This is a genomic window from Micromonospora sp. MW-13, from assembly GCF_003434305.1.
Classification (GTDB): Bacteria; Actinomycetota; Actinomycetes; order Mycobacteriales; family Micromonosporaceae; genus Micromonospora.
In genome coordinates this window covers 1-16,782 of the sequence record NZ_QKKX01000031.1, presented here as the reverse complement: position 1 = coordinate 16,782, position 16,782 = coordinate 1, and the positions used below count along the sequence as shown (strand labels likewise).

The window sequence follows — 16,782 nt, the reverse complement described above, 5'->3', positions numbered from 1 at the left end:
GTTCGCGGCGGCGGCGGATCGGCTCGCGCAGCCCGCGTCGGCGGCGGCGCCGCAACGATCGGCCGCGACCGGGCCGGTCGGCCGGGGCGACGCCGGTGGCGGCCGTGGCATGCTTCCTGCCGTGACCGCACGAGCCGCCAGCACCGTCCTCGTCGGCCGGGAGTCCGAGCTGACGAGCCTGTACGACGCGCTGGCCCGCACCGGCGCCGGCGAATCGGCCACGGTGCTGGTCGGCGGCGAGGCCGGGGTCGGCAAGACCCGGCTGCTGGAGGAGTTCGGCTCCCGGGCCACCGGCGGGGGAGCGCGGCTGCTGGTCGGCCAGTGCCTGGAACTCGGCGAGGCGGGCCTGCCCTTCGCGCCGTTCGCCGCCGCGCTGCGCGAGGTGCTGCGCCGCGACGGCCCGGGCGCCTTCGAGGGGTACGAGGCGGAGTTCGCCCGCCTCCTGCCCGAGCTGGCCCGGGTCCCGGCCGGCGTCGCCGCGCCCGGCCGCCCACCGCTGTCCGACGCCCCACGCGGGTACCTGTTCGACCTGGTCGCGGAGCTGTTCCACCGGCTGGCCGCCGCACAGCCGCTGGTGCTGCTGATCGAGGACCTGCACTGGGCCGACCGGTCCACCCGGGACCTGATCGGTTTCCTGGTGCGCGCGGCCCGCACCGCCAGGCTGCTGCTGATCTGCACGTACCGGACCGACGAACTGCACCGGGGTCACCCGCTGCGGCCCTTCCTGGCCGAGCTGGACCGGGCCCGGGGCGTCGAGCGGATCGAACTGGGCCGCCTGGACCGCGACGGCACGGCCGCGATCCTCACCGACCTGCTCGGCGCCGAGCCGCCCGCCCGGTCCGTGGACGACGTGCACGCCCGTACCCAGGGCAACCCGTTCTTCATCGAGGAGCTGGCCGCCGCCGGTGATCCGGTCGGCTGCGCCGCCCTCCCGGAGACCCTGCGCGACCTGCTGCTCGCCCGCGTCGACCGGCTGCCCGACGCGGCCCAGCGGGTACTGCGGATCGCCGCCGCCGGCGGCACCCGCTTCGCCCACCAACTCCTCGCCGAGGTCGCCGGCCCGCCCGAGCCGGAGCTGGAGGACGCGCTGCGCGCCGCCGTGGCCGCCCAGCTCGTGGTGGCCGATCCGGACGGCGACTACGAGTTCCGCCACGCGCTGGTGCGTGAGGCGGTGCACGACGAGCTGCTGCCCGGCGAGCACGCCCGGCTGCACGCCCGGTACGCCGCCGTGATCGAGGCGCACCCGCACCTGGTCGCCGCCGGCCGCGCCCCGGCCGAGATCGCCCACCACTGGTACGCCGCCCACGACCACCCCCGCGCCCTGGTCACCGCCCGCGCCGCCGCGGACGCCGCCGCCGAGCGGTACGCGTACGCGGAGCAGAGCCGGCTGCTGGAACGGGTGCTGGAGCTGTGGGAGCAGGTCCCCGACGCGGCCGACCGGCTCGGCATGGACCACCTCGCCGTGCTGGAGGAGACCCTGGCCGCGGCCACCACTGCCGGTGACCTGAACCGGGCGGCCACCCTCGCCCGGGCCGCCCTCGCCGAGGTGGACCGGGACGCCGAGCCGCTGCGGGCGGCCCGGCTGTTCGACCGGCGGGGCCGGCTGCTCGCCCTGCTCGGCAAGGCCGACGGCACGGCCGAGCTGGGGGAGGCGTACCGGCTGGCCGCCGGGGTGCCGGACGGGCCGGAGCGGGTCCGGCTGCTCGCCGACCTCGCCGCCCACCTGGTGCGGATCGACCCCGAGCAGGCCGCGCGGATCGCCGCCGAGGCGACCACGGCGGCCGAGGCGGTCGGCGAGGACCTGGCCCTGCTGCCGACCCGGATCGCCATGATCTGCCGCTCCGACCGCGCCCCCGACCTCGGCCTGGCCGAACTGCGCCGGGCCGAGACCCTGGCCCGCGCCGCCGGCAACGCCCCGGCCCTGGTCAGCGCGGCGGTGCACCTCTCCGACGTGCTGTACGAGCTGGGCCGGTACGCCGAGTCGGTCGAGGCGGCCGACGCCGGGGTGGCCGAGGCACGCCGGGTCGGCATCAGCCGCTCCACCGGGGCGTACCTGCTCTCCAACAAAGCCGAGGCACTGATCGCCCTGGGCCGGTGGGACGAGGCCGACACGGCGTGCGTCGAGGCGGCCCGGACCGACCCGCCCGGCGTCTCCGGGCTGCACTGGCTCCAGCTACGGGCCGGCCTGCGGCTGGCCCGGGCCCACCCGCGCGCCGACGAGCTGGTCGGCCGGGCACTGGCCTTCCTCGGGCGGCCCTACCTGTGGCCGAACCACCGGCTGCCGCTGCACGAACTGCGGATCGAGGCCGCGCTGGCCGCCGGCGATCCGGCCGGGGCGGTCCGCGCCGTGAGGGCCGCGCTGGCCGACGAGCGCCTGCCCGAGCTGCCCCGGGAGGGCTGGCCGGTGCTGGCCGCCGCCGCCCGGGCCGCCGCCGCCGCGCCGGACGCCGACCTCGCCGCCGCGCTGGCCGGGCCGGCCGTCGACCTGCCCGCCCGGTTCCCGACGGAGCGGGCCCACGCCGTCGAGGTCGCCGCCCTGCTGGCCGAGGGGCCGCCGGCGCTGCCCGCCTGGCGGGCAGCCGTCGCGGCATGGCGGGCGGCCGGGTCGCCGTACCCGCTGGGGCGGGCGCTGCTCGCGCTGGCCGAGGCGGCGGCCGGGGCGGGGGAACGGGACGAGGCCGCGGCGGCGGTCCGGGAGACGGCGGCGATCGCCGCGAAGCTGGGCGCGACGCCGCTGGCCGAGCGGGCCGCGACGCTGGCCCGCCGGGTCGGGCTGCGCGGCACGGCCGGCCACCGCACCGGGCGCGACCTGCTGACCGTACGCGAGCAGGAGGTGCTGCGCCTGGTCGCCGAGGGGCTGAGCAACAGCCGGATCGCCGAGCGGCTGTTCATCTCGCCGAAGACGGCGAGCGTGCACGTCTCCCGGATCATCGCCAAGCTGGACGTCGGCAACCGGGTCGAGGCCGCCGCGGTCGCCCACCGCCTCGGACTGCTCGCCCCCGACGACCGCTGACCCCACCCCCACCGACCCGAACGACCGGGCGAACAGCGGGGCGGCGCGGTACGCCTGCGGGGGCGCCGCCGAATCGGAGCGCCCCTGGCCCGTACCCCCGCCGACGGGTCAGGCGCGGACGGCCTCGCGGGCGTCCAGCGCCTGCCGGTAGAGCCGGCCGGCCCGGTACGACGAGCGCACCAGCGGCCCGCTCATCACCCCGGCGAAGCCGATCTCCTCGGCCTCCTCGCGCAGCTCCACGAACTCCTCCGGCTTGACCCAGCGGGTCACCGGGTGGTGCCGGGGCGACGGGCGCAGGTACTGCGTGATGGTGATCAGCTCGCAGCCCGCCTCGTGCAGGTCGCGCAGCGCCTGGGACACCTCGGCCCGCTCCTCGCCCATGCCGAGGATCAGGTTGCTCTTGGTGACCAGGCCGTCGGCGCGGGCCTGCCGGATCACGTCCAGCGAGCGCTCGTAGCGGAACGCCGGCCGGATCCGCTTGAAGATCCGCGGCACCGTCTCGACATTGTGCGCCAGCACCTCCGGGCGCGAGCCGAAGACCTCGGCGAGCTGCTCGGGGACCGCGTTGAAGTCGGGGATCAGCAACTCCACGCCGCAGCCCGGCTGGAGGGCATGGATCTGGCGGACCGTCTCGGCGTACAGCCATGCGCCGCCATCGGGCAGGTCGTCGCGGGCGACGCCGGTGATCGTGGCATAGCGCAGTCCCATCGACACCACGGACTCGGCCACCCGGCGCGGCTCGTCGGCGTCGAACTCGGCCGGCTTGCCAGTGTCGATCTGGCAGAAGTCACAGCGCCGGGTGCACTGGTCACCACCGATGAGGAAGGTGGCCTCCCGGTCCTCCCAGCACTCGTAGATGTTCGGGCAGCCGGCCTCCTGGCAGACGGTGTGCAGCCCCTCGCGCGAGACCAGCCCGCGTAGCTGGGTGTACTCCGGCCCCATCTTGGCCTTGACCTTGATCCACGGCGGCTTGCGTTCGATCGGCGTCTCGGCGTTGCGCGCCTCGATCCGCAGCATGCGCCGCCCCTCGGGGGCCACCGTCGCGGTACGCGCAGCGGGGCTGGTCGTCGGCTGCTCGGTCGTCGGCGTCGTCGGCGCGGATTGCTGCTCGATCGTCACGAAACGAGCCTACGCCCGACGGTCTGCGTCGATGAACGTGAGGCGACGCCCATCACCCCCTAATCCCTGTGACGCCGCCCACCGGTGGTGCAGAAACCGCGTTACGCCCGCCACGGCCGGGTGCTACCTTGCCGGAAAGCTGTGACGGAGCCGAGTAGCGCGCCGCCCCGCCAGTTCAGAGAGCCGCCGATCGCTGCGAGGCGGTCTGGCGTCGGCGCGCGAAGACCCTCCCGAGCTGCGGGAAGAACGGCGCGTGCGCGACGGCGCCCTCCGACACCGGAGGGGTCCGGTCGGCACCGCCCAGTAGAGCCCGCCCGGCTGGCCCCGGTCACCAGGCGACGAACGAGGCCCCCGCCGCGGCGGGGGCGAAGGTGTGGTGGCACCGCGAGGACCCGCTCGCCCACACCTCCCGGGGATCGCGTTGCGATTGATCGAGGAGGTACCCGCCGTGCAACGCATCCTGTCCACCCAGCTCCCCGCCCACGCCGGCGCGACCGTCCGGGTCGCCGGCTGGGTGCACCGCCGCCGGCTGCTCAAGTCGGTGGCGTTCCTGATCGTGCGGGACGCCGCCGGCCTGGTCCAGGTGGTGGTCACCGACCCGGCCGTCCGCGCCGCCGTCGAGGCGCTGACCGAGGAGACCGTCGTCGAGGTGGTCGGCACGGCCACCGCGAACCCGACGGCCCCCGCCGGGGTCGAGCTGACCGACCCGACGGTACGACCGCTCGGCCCGCCTGCCGTCCCGCCCCCGTTCGACCTGTACCGCCCGGCGCTGACCGCCACCCTGCCCACCCAGCTCGACCACGCGCCCGTCGCGCTGCGCCACCCGACCCGGGCGGCGACGCTGCGCATCTCGGCGGCGGCGGTGGCCGGGTTCCGGGCCGCCCTCGACGCCCGCGACTTCGTGGAGATCCACACCCCGAAGGTGGTCGGCTCGTCCACCGAGTCGGGCGCGAACGTCTTCGCGCTGGACTGGTTCGGCCGGCCCGCGTACCTGGCCCAGTCGCCGCAGTTCTACAAGCAGCTCATGGTCGGCGTCTTCGAGCGGGTGTACGAGGTCGGGCCGGTGTTCCGGGCCGAGCCGCACGACACCGTCCGGCACCTGGCCCAGTACACCTCGCTCGACGCCGAGCTGGGCTTCGTGGCCGACCACCGGGACGTCATGACCGTGCTGCGGGACACCGTCGCCGGGATGCTGGCGACGGTGGCGGACCGGGCCGGCGGCGCCCTGGCCACGCTCGGCGTGAACCCGCCGGAGGTGCCGGCGCGGATTCCGGCCGTGCACTTCACCGAGGCCCTGGTCATCGCCGGGGCCCCGGCCGACGAGCCGGACCTCGCCCCCGCCCACGAGCGGGCGCTGGGCGACTGGGCCCGCCGGGAGCACGGCAGCGACTTCCTCTTCGTCACCGGGTACCCGATGGCGAAGCGGCCGTTCTACACCCACCCCGACCCGGCGCGGCCGGCGTACTCCAACGGGTTCGACCTGCTGTTCCGGGGTGTCGAGCTGGTCACCGGCGGGCAGCGCCTGCACCGGTACGACGACTACCTGGCCGCCCTCGCGGGGCGCGGCGAGCCGGTCGGGCCGTACGCGGGCTACCTCGACGCGTTCCGGCACGGCATGCCGCCGCACGGCGGCTTCGCGATCGGGCTGGAACGCTTCGTCGCCCGCCTGGTCGGGGCGGCCAACGTCCGCGAGGCCACCGCGTTCCCCCGCGACCTGCACCGCCTCACCCCCTGACCGACCGATTCCTGTTCGGCGCCTACGCGGCGTCACGGCCCGGCCGGTCGGGCGTCCCCGTCACCCACCGTCAGGTGTGGCGGGGTGGCTGCCTCAGGCCACCCCGCCACGGCTGCCCCTGACCTGAGCCGACCCCGCCCACCTCAACCCCCCACTCCCGCCCTTTGCTCTGCACCCACCGATGCGACAGGCACGTGAAGTAGCTGCCGCGTCGGTGGGTGCAGAGCAAAGCGAGTGGGGGAGGGGGGTGGGTGCGGGGGCGGGTGGTGACGGTGCGTCAACGGAGTGGTTGGTCGCGTTGTCGAGCACGCGACGAGGAGCGTGCCGGGCGCGTCCGGCCGGGAGAGCACGGGGGCTCCGGAGGGGGCGCAGGGGACGCGGTGGAGCTGGAGGGCGGATTGCACCGCGCCGGGGCAGGTCGCGCCGGGGCAGGCCGGGATGGGTCAGGCCGGGCCGAGGAGGTCCCAGGGGTTGCCGGCGATGTCGCGGAAGACGGCCACCCGGCCGTACGGTTCGGTGCGCGGGGGCTTGACGAACTCGACGCCCGCGTCGACGAGGCGGCGGTGGGTGGACTCGAAGTCGTCGACCCGGAGGAAGAAGCCGACCCGGCCGGCGGTCTGGTCGCCGACCGCCGCCTCCTGCCGCTCCCCGTCGGCGCGGGCCAGCAGCAGGCCGGTCCGCGCGCCCGGCGGGCGGACCACCACCCAGCGCTTCGGGCGGCCGTGAAGGCCGCCGGGCCTGGGCGGCTCAGGCGGGCAGGGTGACCAGGGTGGGCAGGCGGCGCTCGACCACCGGCAGCACGTCGGCGACGGTGACCGGACGGCCCAGCTCGGCGGTCAGGCTGGTGACCCCGGCGTCGCGGATGCCGCACGGCACGATCCGGTCGAAGTACGCCAGGTCGCAGTCGCAGTTGATCGAGAAGCCGTGCAGGGTGACCCCCCGGGCGACCCGGATGCCGATGGCGGCGACCTTGCGGGCCGGGCCCCTCGCGTCCTCGGGCACCCAGACCCCGCTGCGCCCCTCGACCCGGCCGGCGGCCAGCCCGAACTCGGCGCAGACGTCGATCAGCAACTGCTCGGTCCGGCGCACGTACGCGACCACGTCCACCGGGTCGGGCAGCTTGACGATCGGGTACCCGACGAGCTGCCCCGGCCCGTGCCAGGTGATCTTGCCGCCCCGGTCGACGTCGACCACCGGGGTGCCGTCCATCGGCCGGTCCCACGGCTCGGTGCGCTTGCCGGCGGTGTAGACGCTCGGGTGCTCCAGCAGCAGCACCGTGTCGCCGCGCAGGCCGGCCACCACGGCCTCGTGCAGCCGCCGCTGCTCGTCCCACGCGGCCTGGTAGTCGAGCACCCCTGCACGGACGGCGGTAAGCCCCGGAATCGTCGCGGTCACGCCACCAGCCTAGTCCCGTACCCGCCGGTCACCTGCGGTGAGCCGCCTCACCACCGACGTGTCGGGTCAGGCCGGGGGGACCTTCCAGAGCCAGACGTCGTCGACGCGTTGCGGGGGGCCGAGCAGGGCGGTGGCGGTGCGGCGCAGGGCCTCCTCGTCCAGGTCGTACTTGGCGCCGTGCACCCGGTCGGCGAGGACGACCACCTCGACGCCCCAGTACCGCAGGTCGGCCAGGGACTCCTCGATGCTGCCCTCGGTGATGATCGGCACCAGCCCGGTCCGGCCGGCCTGGTCCATCAGGGTGTCGAAGGTGCGCGGGGGCGGCCCGATCCGGCCCCGGCCGTCCGGGCCGCCCGGGCCGAGGAAGAACCCGGCCGGGATGCGGAACTCACCCTGCCGGTGGGCCAGCGCGTACGCCTGCCAGCGCTGCCCGTCCGGGGTCACGTCGAGGGTCAGCGGCAGCGGGGTGAGCACCCCGCCCGGGGAGACGTACTGTCGCCAGGTGCCGGCCGTGACGAACGCCGGCACCGGCTCGCGGACGCTGGTCAGCAGCGGGGTGGGCAGCAGTGGCAGCAGCGCCGCCGCGAAGCCGACGACCCAGGCGGCGGACGCGGCGCGCGAAGGCGGATCGGCCCGCAGCCGGTCGACGGTGTACGCCAGCAGCAGCCCGATCACCGGGGCCACCACCAGGGCCAGCCGGGACGGCAGGGCGGCGTTGACCACCGGCAGGTTGTCCAGCAGCAGGAACGGCAGCGGCCGGTCGGTGCGCTCGCCGTTCCATGTGGCCCGGGGGCCCCAGGACAGCACCGCGAAGACCACGGCGGTGACGCCGAGCGCCCACACGGTGGCCCGGCGGGCCCGGTCCCGCCAGCAGAGGAAGGCGAAGCAGACCCCGGTGAGCAGCAGCAGCGGCACCCCGAAGAACGAGTTCTCCTCGGTCGGGTTGGGCGCGAGCGAGGTGCCCAGGCCCGCCTCGCCCGCCAGCGACCGGCGCGGGTACGCCCCGTACGCGGCGATGTCCTCGGAGTGGATGATCGGGTCGAAGCCGGTGCCGTGGAACCGCTGCGGCCCGGCGAAGTGCAGCCACAGCGGGTACGCCAGCAGCACCCCGGCGGTCAGCGCGGTGACGCCGAGCCCGCGCAGGAAGGTGGGCAGCGCGGCCCGGGCGGCGGCCCGCCGGCTCGGGTGCAGCGCCCAGACGGGCAGGAAGACGCCGAGCGTCAGGGCGGTGAAGAACAGCCCCTCGGCGGCGATGGAGAAGGCCACCGCGACGGCGACGCCGAGCGCGACCCCGTCGCGCAGCCAGTGCCCGGGGCGGCGCAGCGCGAACAGCCGCCAGACCAGCAGCGGCACGAGCCAGCCGGCCGTCCAGTTCAGGTGGGCGTTGGCGTGCGACACCATGCCGGGGGAGTACGCGACGAACAGCGCGCCGACCGCCGCCGCGAGCCGGCTGCGGACGAACTGCCGGGACAGCAGCAGGTACCAGGCCACCGCCGTGGCGGCCAGGTTGAGGGTGAGGATCACCAGGAACGTCGCCGGCGGCCCGACGAGGTAGGTCAGCGGGGCGAAGACCGCCGCGTACACGGTGATCGAGGTGTTGACCGCGAGGTTCACCCCGTCGGGAACGTTGATCAGGTACGTGAACAGCGGGTTCTCCCCGTGCGTGAGCGCGTGCCCGCCGAAGGCGAGCAGCCACTCGAACAGCGCCTGGTCGCTGGAGTTCACGGTGATCGCCCGCTGGTCCGGATCCCGCCACAGCCCGCTGGTCACCCAGACCGCGAGCGCCAGCGCCACGAGGACGACGGTCAGGTCGGCGCGCCGGTCGTGGCGGCGGGCGGCGGCGGGCGGCGGCCCGGTGGTCGGGGACGGGGAGGACGGCACGCAGCGGACGTTACCAACCGGAACTGGACACGCCGGTCAGACACGAAGGCTTGACCGTTTGTTGGAAATGACTTCCAATTGCATCAACGCTGTCCTGTGTTGATCGGAGGAGAACATGTCTCTCGACGTACCCACCGCCCTGCTGGAGCGGGCCGAGGCGGGCCGGATCGACGACGCCGAGTTCGTCGACTGCGTGCGGCGCTCCCTGCCGTACGCCTGGCTGGTCGTCTCGGACGTGGCCGGGCGCGCGGCCGGCGGCCGGGTGGCCGACCACGCCGTGCCGCCGCCGTCCGAGGCCGAGCGGGGGCAGTTGCTGCGCGCGCTGGCCAGCGACGCCATCCGGGGCGGCCTGGAGCGGCACTTCGGGGTGCGGCTCGCCTTCCAGAACTGCCACCGGGTGGCGGCCTTCCCGCCCGCGCTGGTCGACAGCGACGAGTACCGGCAGTTCGTCTCGCCGCTGGCCCAGATCCGCAACCAGTCCCCGGAGCTGCGCAACTGCTGACGGGGGCGCGGGGGTCCCGGCCGCGCATCCCGCGCGGCCGGGACCCCCGCGGCGTCCGCCCGGCGGCCGGGTGCCGCCGGGCGGGGGCACACGTCGGCGGGCGTGAATGTGTGAGCGGCGGCCATGTCGCCGGTCGGAAACAGGGACGTAACGTCGCGGCAACTCGGGGGTGACCCAGTTCACAATCCGCCACAGGAGGCCGCCGTGCGCCGCTCCACCACCCTGCTCACCCGGCTCACCGGGGCGGTCGCCGGGGCCGCGCTCGCCGCGGCGGCCACGGTCGCCGTCGCCGCGCCCGCCCAGGCCGCCAGCCTCACCCAGGTCACCGGTTTCGGCTCCAACCCCGGCAACCTCGCCATGTACGCGTACCGCCCCGACGGCCTGCCGGCGGCTGCCCCGGCCGTCGTGCTGCTGCACGGCTGCACCCAGAACGCGTCGGGCTACTTCGCCAGCTCCGGCTGGCAGAAGTACGCCGACCAGTGGAAGTTCGCCCTGATCGTGCCCCAGCAGTCGTCCGCCAACCAGGCGCTGAGCTGCTTCAACTGGTTCACCGAGGGGGACATCACCCGGGGCCGGGGCGAGGCGCTGTCGATCGCGCAGATGGTCGGGTACGCGAAGTCCACCTACGGCCTCGACGGCAACCGGATCTACCTCAGCGGGCTCTCGGCGGGCGGGGGGATGGCCTCGGTCATGCTTGCCACCTACCCGGACCTCTTCGCCGCCGGCTCGGTCATCGCCGGCCTGCCCTACCGCTGCTCGCCGCCCGCCGCCACCAGCACCTGCCAGTACAGCGGGGTGGACAAGACCCCGGCCGCGTGGGGCGACCTGGTCCGGTCCGCGTACCCCGGTTACACCGGCCGCCGACCCCGGGTGTCGATCTGGCACGGCACCTCGGACAGCACCGTCGTGCCGGCCAACGCCGTCGAGTCGCGCGACCAGTGGACCAACGTGCTCGGCGTCTCCCAGACCCCCACCAGCACGGCGTCGCTGCCCGCCGGCACCAGCCTGGAGGTGTACGGCAACGACGCGGTCCGCCTCCAGCGGGTCTCCGGGATGGGCCACGGCACCCCCGTCGACCCGGGCTCCGGCGCCGACCAGTGCGGCACCGCCGGGGCGTACTTCCTGGACACCATCTGCTCCACGTACCGCGACGCGCAGTTCTTCGGTCTCGGCGGCGGCGGGACCACCCCGACCCCGACGGCCACCCCGACCCCGACGGCCACCGCGTCGCCCACCCCCACGCCGACGCCGACCGCCACGCCGACCGCCACCCCGACCGCCGCCCCGACGTGCGTCACCGCCAGCAACTACGCCCACGTCAGCGCCGGGCGGGCGTACCAGTCCGGCGGCTACGCGTACGCCCTCGGCAGCAACCAGCGGATGGGCCTCTACAACACCTTCTACACGTCCACGCTCAGGCGCACCGCCACCGACTACTGGGTGATCGGCTGCTGAGGGCGCTCCGGCACGGGTCCCGCCTGCCCGGGCCGGGCCCCGTACCGGTCAGTCGGTCAGGGCGGCGTGCAGGGCGCCGGCCAAATCGGGGTGGTGGTAGGCGAAGCCGGCCCGGCGCAGCACGGCGGGCAGGACCCGGGCGCTGGTCAGGGCCTCCTGCGCGAAGCCGCCGAGGGCCACCCTGAGGGCCACCGCCGGGATCGGCAGCACCGCCGGGCGATGGAGCTGGCGGGCCAGCTCCCTGGTGAACTCGGCGTTGGTGACCGGGGCCGGGCCGACCCCGTTGACCGGTCCGGCCAGGTCGTCGCGGTCCAGCAGGAACTCCGCCACGCGCAGCCAGTCGGCCATCGAGATCCACGGCAGCCACTGCCGGCCGCTGCCCAGCCGTCCCGCGACGCCGAGCCTGAACGGCAGGAGCTGCGGCTTGAGCATCCCGCCGTCGCGGTGCAGCGGCAGCCCGGTGCGCAGCCGGACCACCCGTACCCCGGCGTCCTCGGCCGGGCGGGTGGCCGCCTCCCAGACCCGGCAGACGTCGGCGAGGAAGCCCTCGCCCGCCGGGGCGTCCTCCTCGACCATCCGGTCGCCGGTGTTGCCGTACCAGCCGACGGCGGAGGCGTTCAGCAGCACCGCCGGCCGGTCGGCGGTCGGCAGCCCGGCGATCGTGATGGCCAGGGTGGTCGTGCTGTCCACCCGGCTGGACCGGATCAGCCGCCGGTACCCGTCGTTCCACCGCTTGTCGCCGACACCGGCGCCGGCCAGGTTGACCACGGCGTCGGCGTCGGCGACCACCCCGGGGTCGAGCTGGGCGGCGGACGGCTTCCACTGTCGCTCGTCGGGAGTGCGCGCCGGCCGCCGGACCAGGTGGGTGACCTGGTGTCCCCCGGCGGTGAGGCGGCCGACCAGCCGGGTGCCCAGGAAGCCGGACGCGCCGGCCATGAGAATGCGCATACCCATATCTTCGCCGCCCGCGGCACCGACCGGACGCGGCGAGCGGATCTCGATCAGCCGCACCTGGGCGACCCGGGTCGCCCAGGGCGCGTCGGGCCGCCCGTCGGTGAACCAGCCCAGCCACTGCGGGGCCCGCCCGCGCACGTCGTCGGCACCCCGGACTTCGCCGGCTCGCTGTTCCGTCGGTACCGGGACCACCCGAAGGGGCACCTACGCCGGGCGACCGTCACCGGCCAGGCGGGCGAGTACCGGGGTGAGCGGGTCGAGGGCGTCGGCGCGGACCACGAAGCGGGTGACCCCCCAGCGGCGCTCGTGCTCGGCGACCGCCGCGACGATCTCGTCCTCGGTGCCGATCAGCACGAACGGCGTGGCCAGCAGCTCGGCGACGGTGAGCCCGGTCCGGCCGGCCTGCTCGGCGGCGGCGGCCTCCGCGTCGTCGGTCACCACGACGGTCTGCACCAGCGCCTCCAGCGCCGGTGGGTTCGCCCGGCCCGCCGCCCCCTCGGCGACGCGGGCGAGCTGCGCCCCGATCTGGTCGGCCCGCCACCGGGCCTCGTGCTGGTGGCCGTCCTCGAGGGTACGGCCGAGGCCGGCCAGCCCGACCACGTCGGCGTGCGCCCCGGCCCAGCGCAGCAGCGTCGAGTTGGACGTCCCGACGGTCAGCGGGATGCGCTCCTGCACCGGCCGGGGCGAGGTCAGCCGGGCGGCGTGCACGGTCAGCTCGGGGGAGTCCACGGTGACCTCCGCCCCGTCGAGCAGGGCGCGTACCGCCTCGGTGACGGCGAGGCAGCGGCGGACCCGGCCGGCCACGTCGGGGCGTTCCCGGCCGACCGCGCGCCACTCGGCCGGGGTGTGGCCGGCGCCGACGCCGAGGCGGGCCCGCCCGCCGGAGACCACGTCGAGCGTGGCCACGTCGGCGGCGAGCAGCATCGGCTCGCGGACGCCCAGGTTCGACACGTACGAGCCGAGCCCGATCGTCGAGGTCACCGACGCGGCGGCGGCCAGCGCGACGAACGGGTCGCCGCAGGAGCCCGGGTGGTCGGCGGCGAGCAGCGTGTCATAGCCGGCGGCCTCGGCCCGACGGGCCAGGGCGAGCCAGCTCGCGGCGTCAGTGGGGGCGGACTGGAGGGAGAAGGTCGCCATCAGCCCAGCGTGCGGTGCCGGTGCCGAACGGGCCAGCGCGCCGGGCCGGATTCTGCCGACCGGCGAATCCGCCGACCGCTGAACCCGACCCGGCCCGCTGAACCCGGCGCGGCCGTCGCGGCCCGGCCCGGCCCGACCCGACCCGACCCGGCCCGGCCCGGCCCGGCCAGGTCGGGGGTCGGGGTCACCAGGCGGGCGGGGCGAGGCCGTACAGCTCCTCGGCGGTGCCGGCGTCGGCGCGCAGCGCGTCGAGCGCGGTGACGATCGCCCGCTCCTCGAAGCCGAAGTGCGACTCGACGATGGCGGTGAGGCCGTCCAGCTCGGCGAGCACCCGGGCGGCGGCGGCCGGGTCGGCGGCCGGCGGCCCGGCGACCAGCTCCTCGATCCGGCGCACGATGCCGTCGATCAGCCGGTGGTCCTGGGCGAGCTTCGCCAGGACCGGCCGCAGTTGCGGCGCCTCCTCGGCCAGCACCCGGAACGCGCCGCCGTCCTCGCCGGTGTGGTGCGCCGTGAGGGCGGAGCAGAAGCTGAGACAGTGGGCCCGCAGGCTGCGCAGCCGGTCGCCGCCGTTCGGCGGGACCGCGCCGGGTTCGAGGCTCGCCCGGAGCCGGGCCAACTCCTCGCGGAGCCAGTGGTGGATCTCGATCAACTGGGTGCCGAGCGCCGTGAATCGGTTGCCCGGCCCGGGGGAAGGGTGCACGTCAGTCCCGTACGGTCCCGCGCCTCCATGCCCTCGGCGGTCTCCTTGCCGGGTGCACCGCGACGCTGGCGATGATCCTACCGACCGTGCTGGCCGCGTACCGCCCGCTCGGCCCGCGCCGGCGCGCTCGGCCGGCGGGTCGGTCACCGCTCGCCGGAGGGCTGCTCGCCGGGGGCCTTCGCGCGCCACCGGGCCCGCCAGGCGGCCTCGAGCGCCTCGTGGTTGGTGCGCTCGCGGGCGATTTCCTCGTGCAGGGCGAGCCGGCCCTCCGCCATGGTGATCACCTCGACCGCGACCAGGCCCACACAGATCGCGGTCAACAGCCCCAGGGCGGCCAGCCCGGGCAGGCGGGCACCGACCGGGATGCCGGCGGTGAGCAGCACGACGGCGACGACCCGGGTCCAGGACAGCGTGCCCAGCGTGCGGAGCTGGAACAGCATGTTCCCGCACAGGTAGCAGATCACCCCGCCGAAGAGCAGGGGCACGGACGGGCCGTGGGCCGGCTCGCCGACGGGCACGGTGGGGCTGGCGATCCCGTGCACGATCTCCTCGGCGCCCAGGGCGAACAGGATGATTCCGGCGATCATCGGCAGGTAGAGGTAGGCGAACGCGTCGCGGGCCATCGTCGCCCGGGGACGGCCCTTCGCGACGTGCAGCGCGATCCGGGCGGCCGGCCCGATGACGTCGTAGTGGGCCCACCACAGCGCTGCGGTGAAGAAGATGCCGAGGACGGCCGCGGCGAGCGCCGGCCAGGTCGGCGGCTGGCCGAGGAGGTTGCTGCCGACGCCGACCGAGATGACCGACTCGCCCAGCGCGATGATCAGGATGAGGTCGTAGCGTTCCGTCCAGTGCTCCGCCGACTGCACCTCCCAACCCTTGGTGCCGAAGAGCCCCGTGGCGTACTGGAGCAGCACCACGGCCGCCCAGAGCCCGTCCCGGACCAGGCTCGCCCGGCCCGGGTCGTGGACCATGGCGGGGAGCAGCGCTGCGGCGAGCAGCAGGAACGTGCTGAGCCCCATCACCGGGGCGAACCGGAGAAACTGCCGGCGCCCCTCCGCGCTGTTCCGTTCGGCGTGCAGGGAGAGGAGGAACAGGTGCACGCCGAGGATGACCACGTAGCTGACCACGACGACCACCGGCCCGGCGGCTCCCCCGCGCGGGTCGCCGAAGGCCTGGGGCAGCGCCTGCGCGAAGCAGAAGAGCGCCGCCATCGCGACGACCATCAGCACCGGGACGAAGCCCTGGCCGAGCCGGATCCGGGTGGCCACCACGCTGTGCACCACCCAGGTCCACCAGAGCACGGCGAGCACCAGCATGGCGTGCAGCAGGGACGCGCCGGTGATCTCGGCGGCGGTGGCCCGGGTGATGATGAAGAACGAGAAGACGAAGACCAGGTCGAAGAAGATCTCGAACCTGTCGACGCGGGCACCCGGGGCGACTGCCACGACCGGGCCGAGCCTCCGCAGTCGATTGCCGCCCACCCGTCAACTCTCGCAGCGTCCGGGGGGCTCCCGGTGGGGATTCGGCTTAGCTCCTCGGGCGGTACGTCGAGGACTGTGGCGACGGGCGCCCCGGTCGGTGTGACCGGGGCGCCCGTCGGGTGGGACAGCGGGAGTTACAGGCCGAGTTCGGCCTCGAAGTTGCCGGCCTCCAGCCGCTCCTTGACCGCGACCAGGAAGCGGGCCGCGTCCGCGCCGTCGATCAGCCGGTGGTCGTACGACAGGGCCAGGTAGACCATCGAGCGGACCGCGACGACCTCGCCCAGCTCCGGGTCGTTGACCACGACCGGGCGCTTCACCACGGCGCCCGTGCCGAGCATCGCCGACTGCGGCGACGGCACGATCGGGGTGTCGAACAGCGCGCCCCGGCTGCCGGTGTTGGTCAGCGTGAACGTCGCCCCGGCGATCTCGTCCGGGCTGATCTTGTTGGTGCGGGTGCGCTCGGCCAGGTCGGCGATCCGCCTGGCGATCCCGCCCAGGTTGAGGTCACCCGCGCCGTGGATCACCGGCACCATCAGGCCGCGCTCGGTGTCCACCGCGATGCCGAGGTGCTCGGCCTGCGGGTAGGTGATCGTGCCGGCGTCGAGGTCCATGCTGGCGTTGACGATCGGGTACGCCTGGAGCGCCTCGACCGCAGCGAGGGCGAAGAACGGCAGGAACGACAGCTTCACGCCGTGCCGCTGCTGGAACGAGTCCTTGGCCTTGGCCCGCAGCTTGGCGACCTTGGTGACGTCCACCTCGACGACCGTGGTGAGCTGCGCCATCTCGTGCAGCGACTGCTGCATCCGCTTGGCGATGGTCGCCCGGATCCGGGGCAGCTTCTCGGTGGTGCCGCGCTTCGCGCTCGGCTGCGGCTTCGCGGCCGGCCTGACCGGGGCCGCCGGGCCGGCCGGCTGCGCCGCCGGGGCCGGCGCGGCCTTCGCCGCCTTGGCCTTCTCCGCCGCCGCCAGCACGTCCTGCTTGCGGATCCGGCCGCCGACGCCGGTGCCGGTGAGCGAGGACAGGTCCACGCCGTGCTCGCCGGCCAGCTTGCGCACCAGCGGGGTCACGTAACCGGCCGCCTCCTCGCCGCCCGCGGGCGCCGACGGGCGCGCCGGGGTGGCGGTCGGGGCCGTCGGCTGGGCCTGCTGCTCGGCCTGCGCCGGCTTGGCCGCCGTCTCGGCCTCGGCCGCCGGCTCGTTGTACGACTGTCCCGGGGTCGGCTCCTCGACCTTCGCCGGGGCGGCCTCGGCCTTCGGTTCCGGCTTCGGCTCGGGCTTGGCCTCCGGCTTGGGCGCCGGCTTCGCCTCGGTCGGAGCGGCACCGGCCGCGCCGACGATCGCCAGGTCGGCGCCGACCGCGGCGGTCTCGTCCTCGGCGACCTTGATCTCCAGCAGGGTGCCGGCGACCGGC

General features: G+C 75.5%; 12 protein-coding genes and 1 pseudogene. 4 read left to right on the top strand and 9 right to left on the bottom strand.

Features of this window, described 5'->3' with window-relative positions; genetic code table 11:
* Positions 1 to 121 precede the first annotated feature (121 nt).
* Complete coding sequence (locus C5N14_RS33780; RefSeq protein ID WP_256371524.1) at positions 122 to 3,013, top strand: AAA family ATPase; 2,892 nt, start codon at positions 122 to 124, stop codon at positions 3,011 to 3,013.
* 108 nt (positions 3,014 to 3,121) lie between these two features.
* Here C5N14_RS33780 and lipA read toward each other — a convergent pair whose 3' ends face one another.
* Positions 3,122 to 4,132 (bottom strand): lipoyl synthase, encoded by a 1,011-nt coding sequence (gene lipA / locus C5N14_RS16635; protein WP_117669015.1) that lies wholly within the window; start codon positions 4,130 to 4,132, stop codon positions 3,122 to 3,124.
* Positions 4,133 to 4,580: 448 nt separating this feature from the next.
* Between lipA and aspS the strand changes: the two genes are divergently transcribed.
* Positions 4,581 to 5,867, top strand: coding sequence for an aspartate--tRNA(Asn) ligase (gene aspS, locus C5N14_RS16630; protein ID WP_117669076.1), 1,287 nt, complete (start codon positions 4,581 to 4,583; stop codon positions 5,865 to 5,867).
* Positions 5,868 to 6,310: 443 nt separating this feature from the next.
* Here the strand turns inward: aspS and C5N14_RS16625 are convergent.
* The 3 genes and pseudogenes from C5N14_RS16625 to C5N14_RS16615 form a co-directional block, all read right to left on the bottom strand.
* Positions 6,311 to 6,589, bottom strand: a pseudogene (locus C5N14_RS16625) (VOC family protein); the annotation flags it as partial.
* Positions 6,590 to 6,614: 25 nt separating this feature from the next.
* Positions 6,615 to 7,262, bottom strand: coding sequence for a lipoyl(octanoyl) transferase LipB (gene lipB / locus C5N14_RS16620; protein ID WP_117669014.1), 648 nt, complete (start codon positions 7,260 to 7,262; stop codon positions 6,615 to 6,617).
* A gap of 66 nt (positions 7,263 to 7,328) precedes the next feature.
* Positions 7,329 to 9,143 (bottom strand): DUF2079 domain-containing protein, encoded by a 1,815-nt coding sequence (locus C5N14_RS16615; RefSeq protein ID WP_117669013.1) that lies wholly within the window; start codon positions 9,141 to 9,143, stop codon positions 7,329 to 7,331.
* A 115-nt stretch (positions 9,144 to 9,258) separates the two neighbouring features.
* On the opposite strand from C5N14_RS16615, the gene C5N14_RS16610 reads away from it, so the two are divergent.
* Positions 9,259 to 9,645 carry an SCO5389 family protein gene (locus tag C5N14_RS16610; protein WP_117669012.1) on the top strand — a complete coding sequence of 129 codons (387 nt, stop codon included), beginning with the start codon at positions 9,259 to 9,261 and terminating at the stop codon, positions 9,643 to 9,645.
* A 204-nt stretch (positions 9,646 to 9,849) separates the two neighbouring features.
* Positions 9,850 to 11,100 (top strand): PHB depolymerase family esterase, encoded by a 1,251-nt coding sequence (locus C5N14_RS16605; protein WP_117669011.1) that lies wholly within the window; start codon positions 9,850 to 9,852, stop codon positions 11,098 to 11,100.
* Between the two features lie 48 nt (positions 11,101 to 11,148).
* On the opposite strand, the gene C5N14_RS16600 is transcribed toward C5N14_RS16605, so the two are convergent.
* The 5 genes from C5N14_RS16600 to sucB form a co-directional block, all read right to left on the bottom strand.
* Positions 11,149 to 12,048: a TIGR01777 family oxidoreductase gene (locus C5N14_RS16600; protein ID WP_117669075.1), complete on the bottom strand. Its 900-nt coding sequence runs from the start codon at positions 12,046 to 12,048 to the stop codon at positions 11,149 to 11,151.
* Positions 12,049 to 12,258: 210 nt separating this feature from the next.
* Entirely contained in the window at positions 12,259 to 13,191 is a 933-nt protein-coding gene (locus C5N14_RS16595) for an LLM class flavin-dependent oxidoreductase (RefSeq protein WP_117669010.1), read from the bottom strand.
* A 184-nt stretch (positions 13,192 to 13,375) separates the two neighbouring features.
* Positions 13,376 to 13,891, bottom strand: a complete 516-nt coding sequence (locus tag C5N14_RS16590; protein ID WP_117669009.1) for a hemerythrin domain-containing protein — start codon at positions 13,889 to 13,891, stop codon at positions 13,376 to 13,378.
* A 143-nt stretch (positions 13,892 to 14,034) separates the two neighbouring features.
* Positions 14,035 to 15,372 carry a low temperature requirement protein A gene (locus C5N14_RS16585; RefSeq protein ID WP_117669008.1) on the bottom strand — a complete coding sequence of 446 codons (1,338 nt, stop codon included), beginning with the start codon at positions 15,370 to 15,372 and terminating at the stop codon, positions 14,035 to 14,037.
* A 134-nt stretch (positions 15,373 to 15,506) separates the two neighbouring features.
* Positions 15,507 to 16,782: 2-oxoglutarate dehydrogenase, E2 component, dihydrolipoamide succinyltransferase (gene sucB, locus C5N14_RS16580; protein ID WP_117669007.1), on the bottom strand; the 1,276-nt coding region annotated here is incomplete at its 5' end.

Bases quoted from the DNA above. Each gene is read 5' to 3' on its own strand.
- C5N14_RS16595 (WP_117669010.1), bottom strand. From the start codon at position 13,191: ATGGCGACCTTCTCCCTCCAGTCCGCCCCCACTGACGCCGCGAGCTGG.
- C5N14_RS16600 (WP_117669075.1), bottom strand. From the start codon at position 12,048: ATGCGCATTCTCATGGCCGGCGCGTCCGGCTTCCTGGGCACCCGGCTG.
- C5N14_RS16610 (WP_117669012.1), top strand. From the start codon at position 9,259: ATGTCTCTCGACGTACCCACCGCCCTGCTGGAGCGGGCCGAGGCGGGC.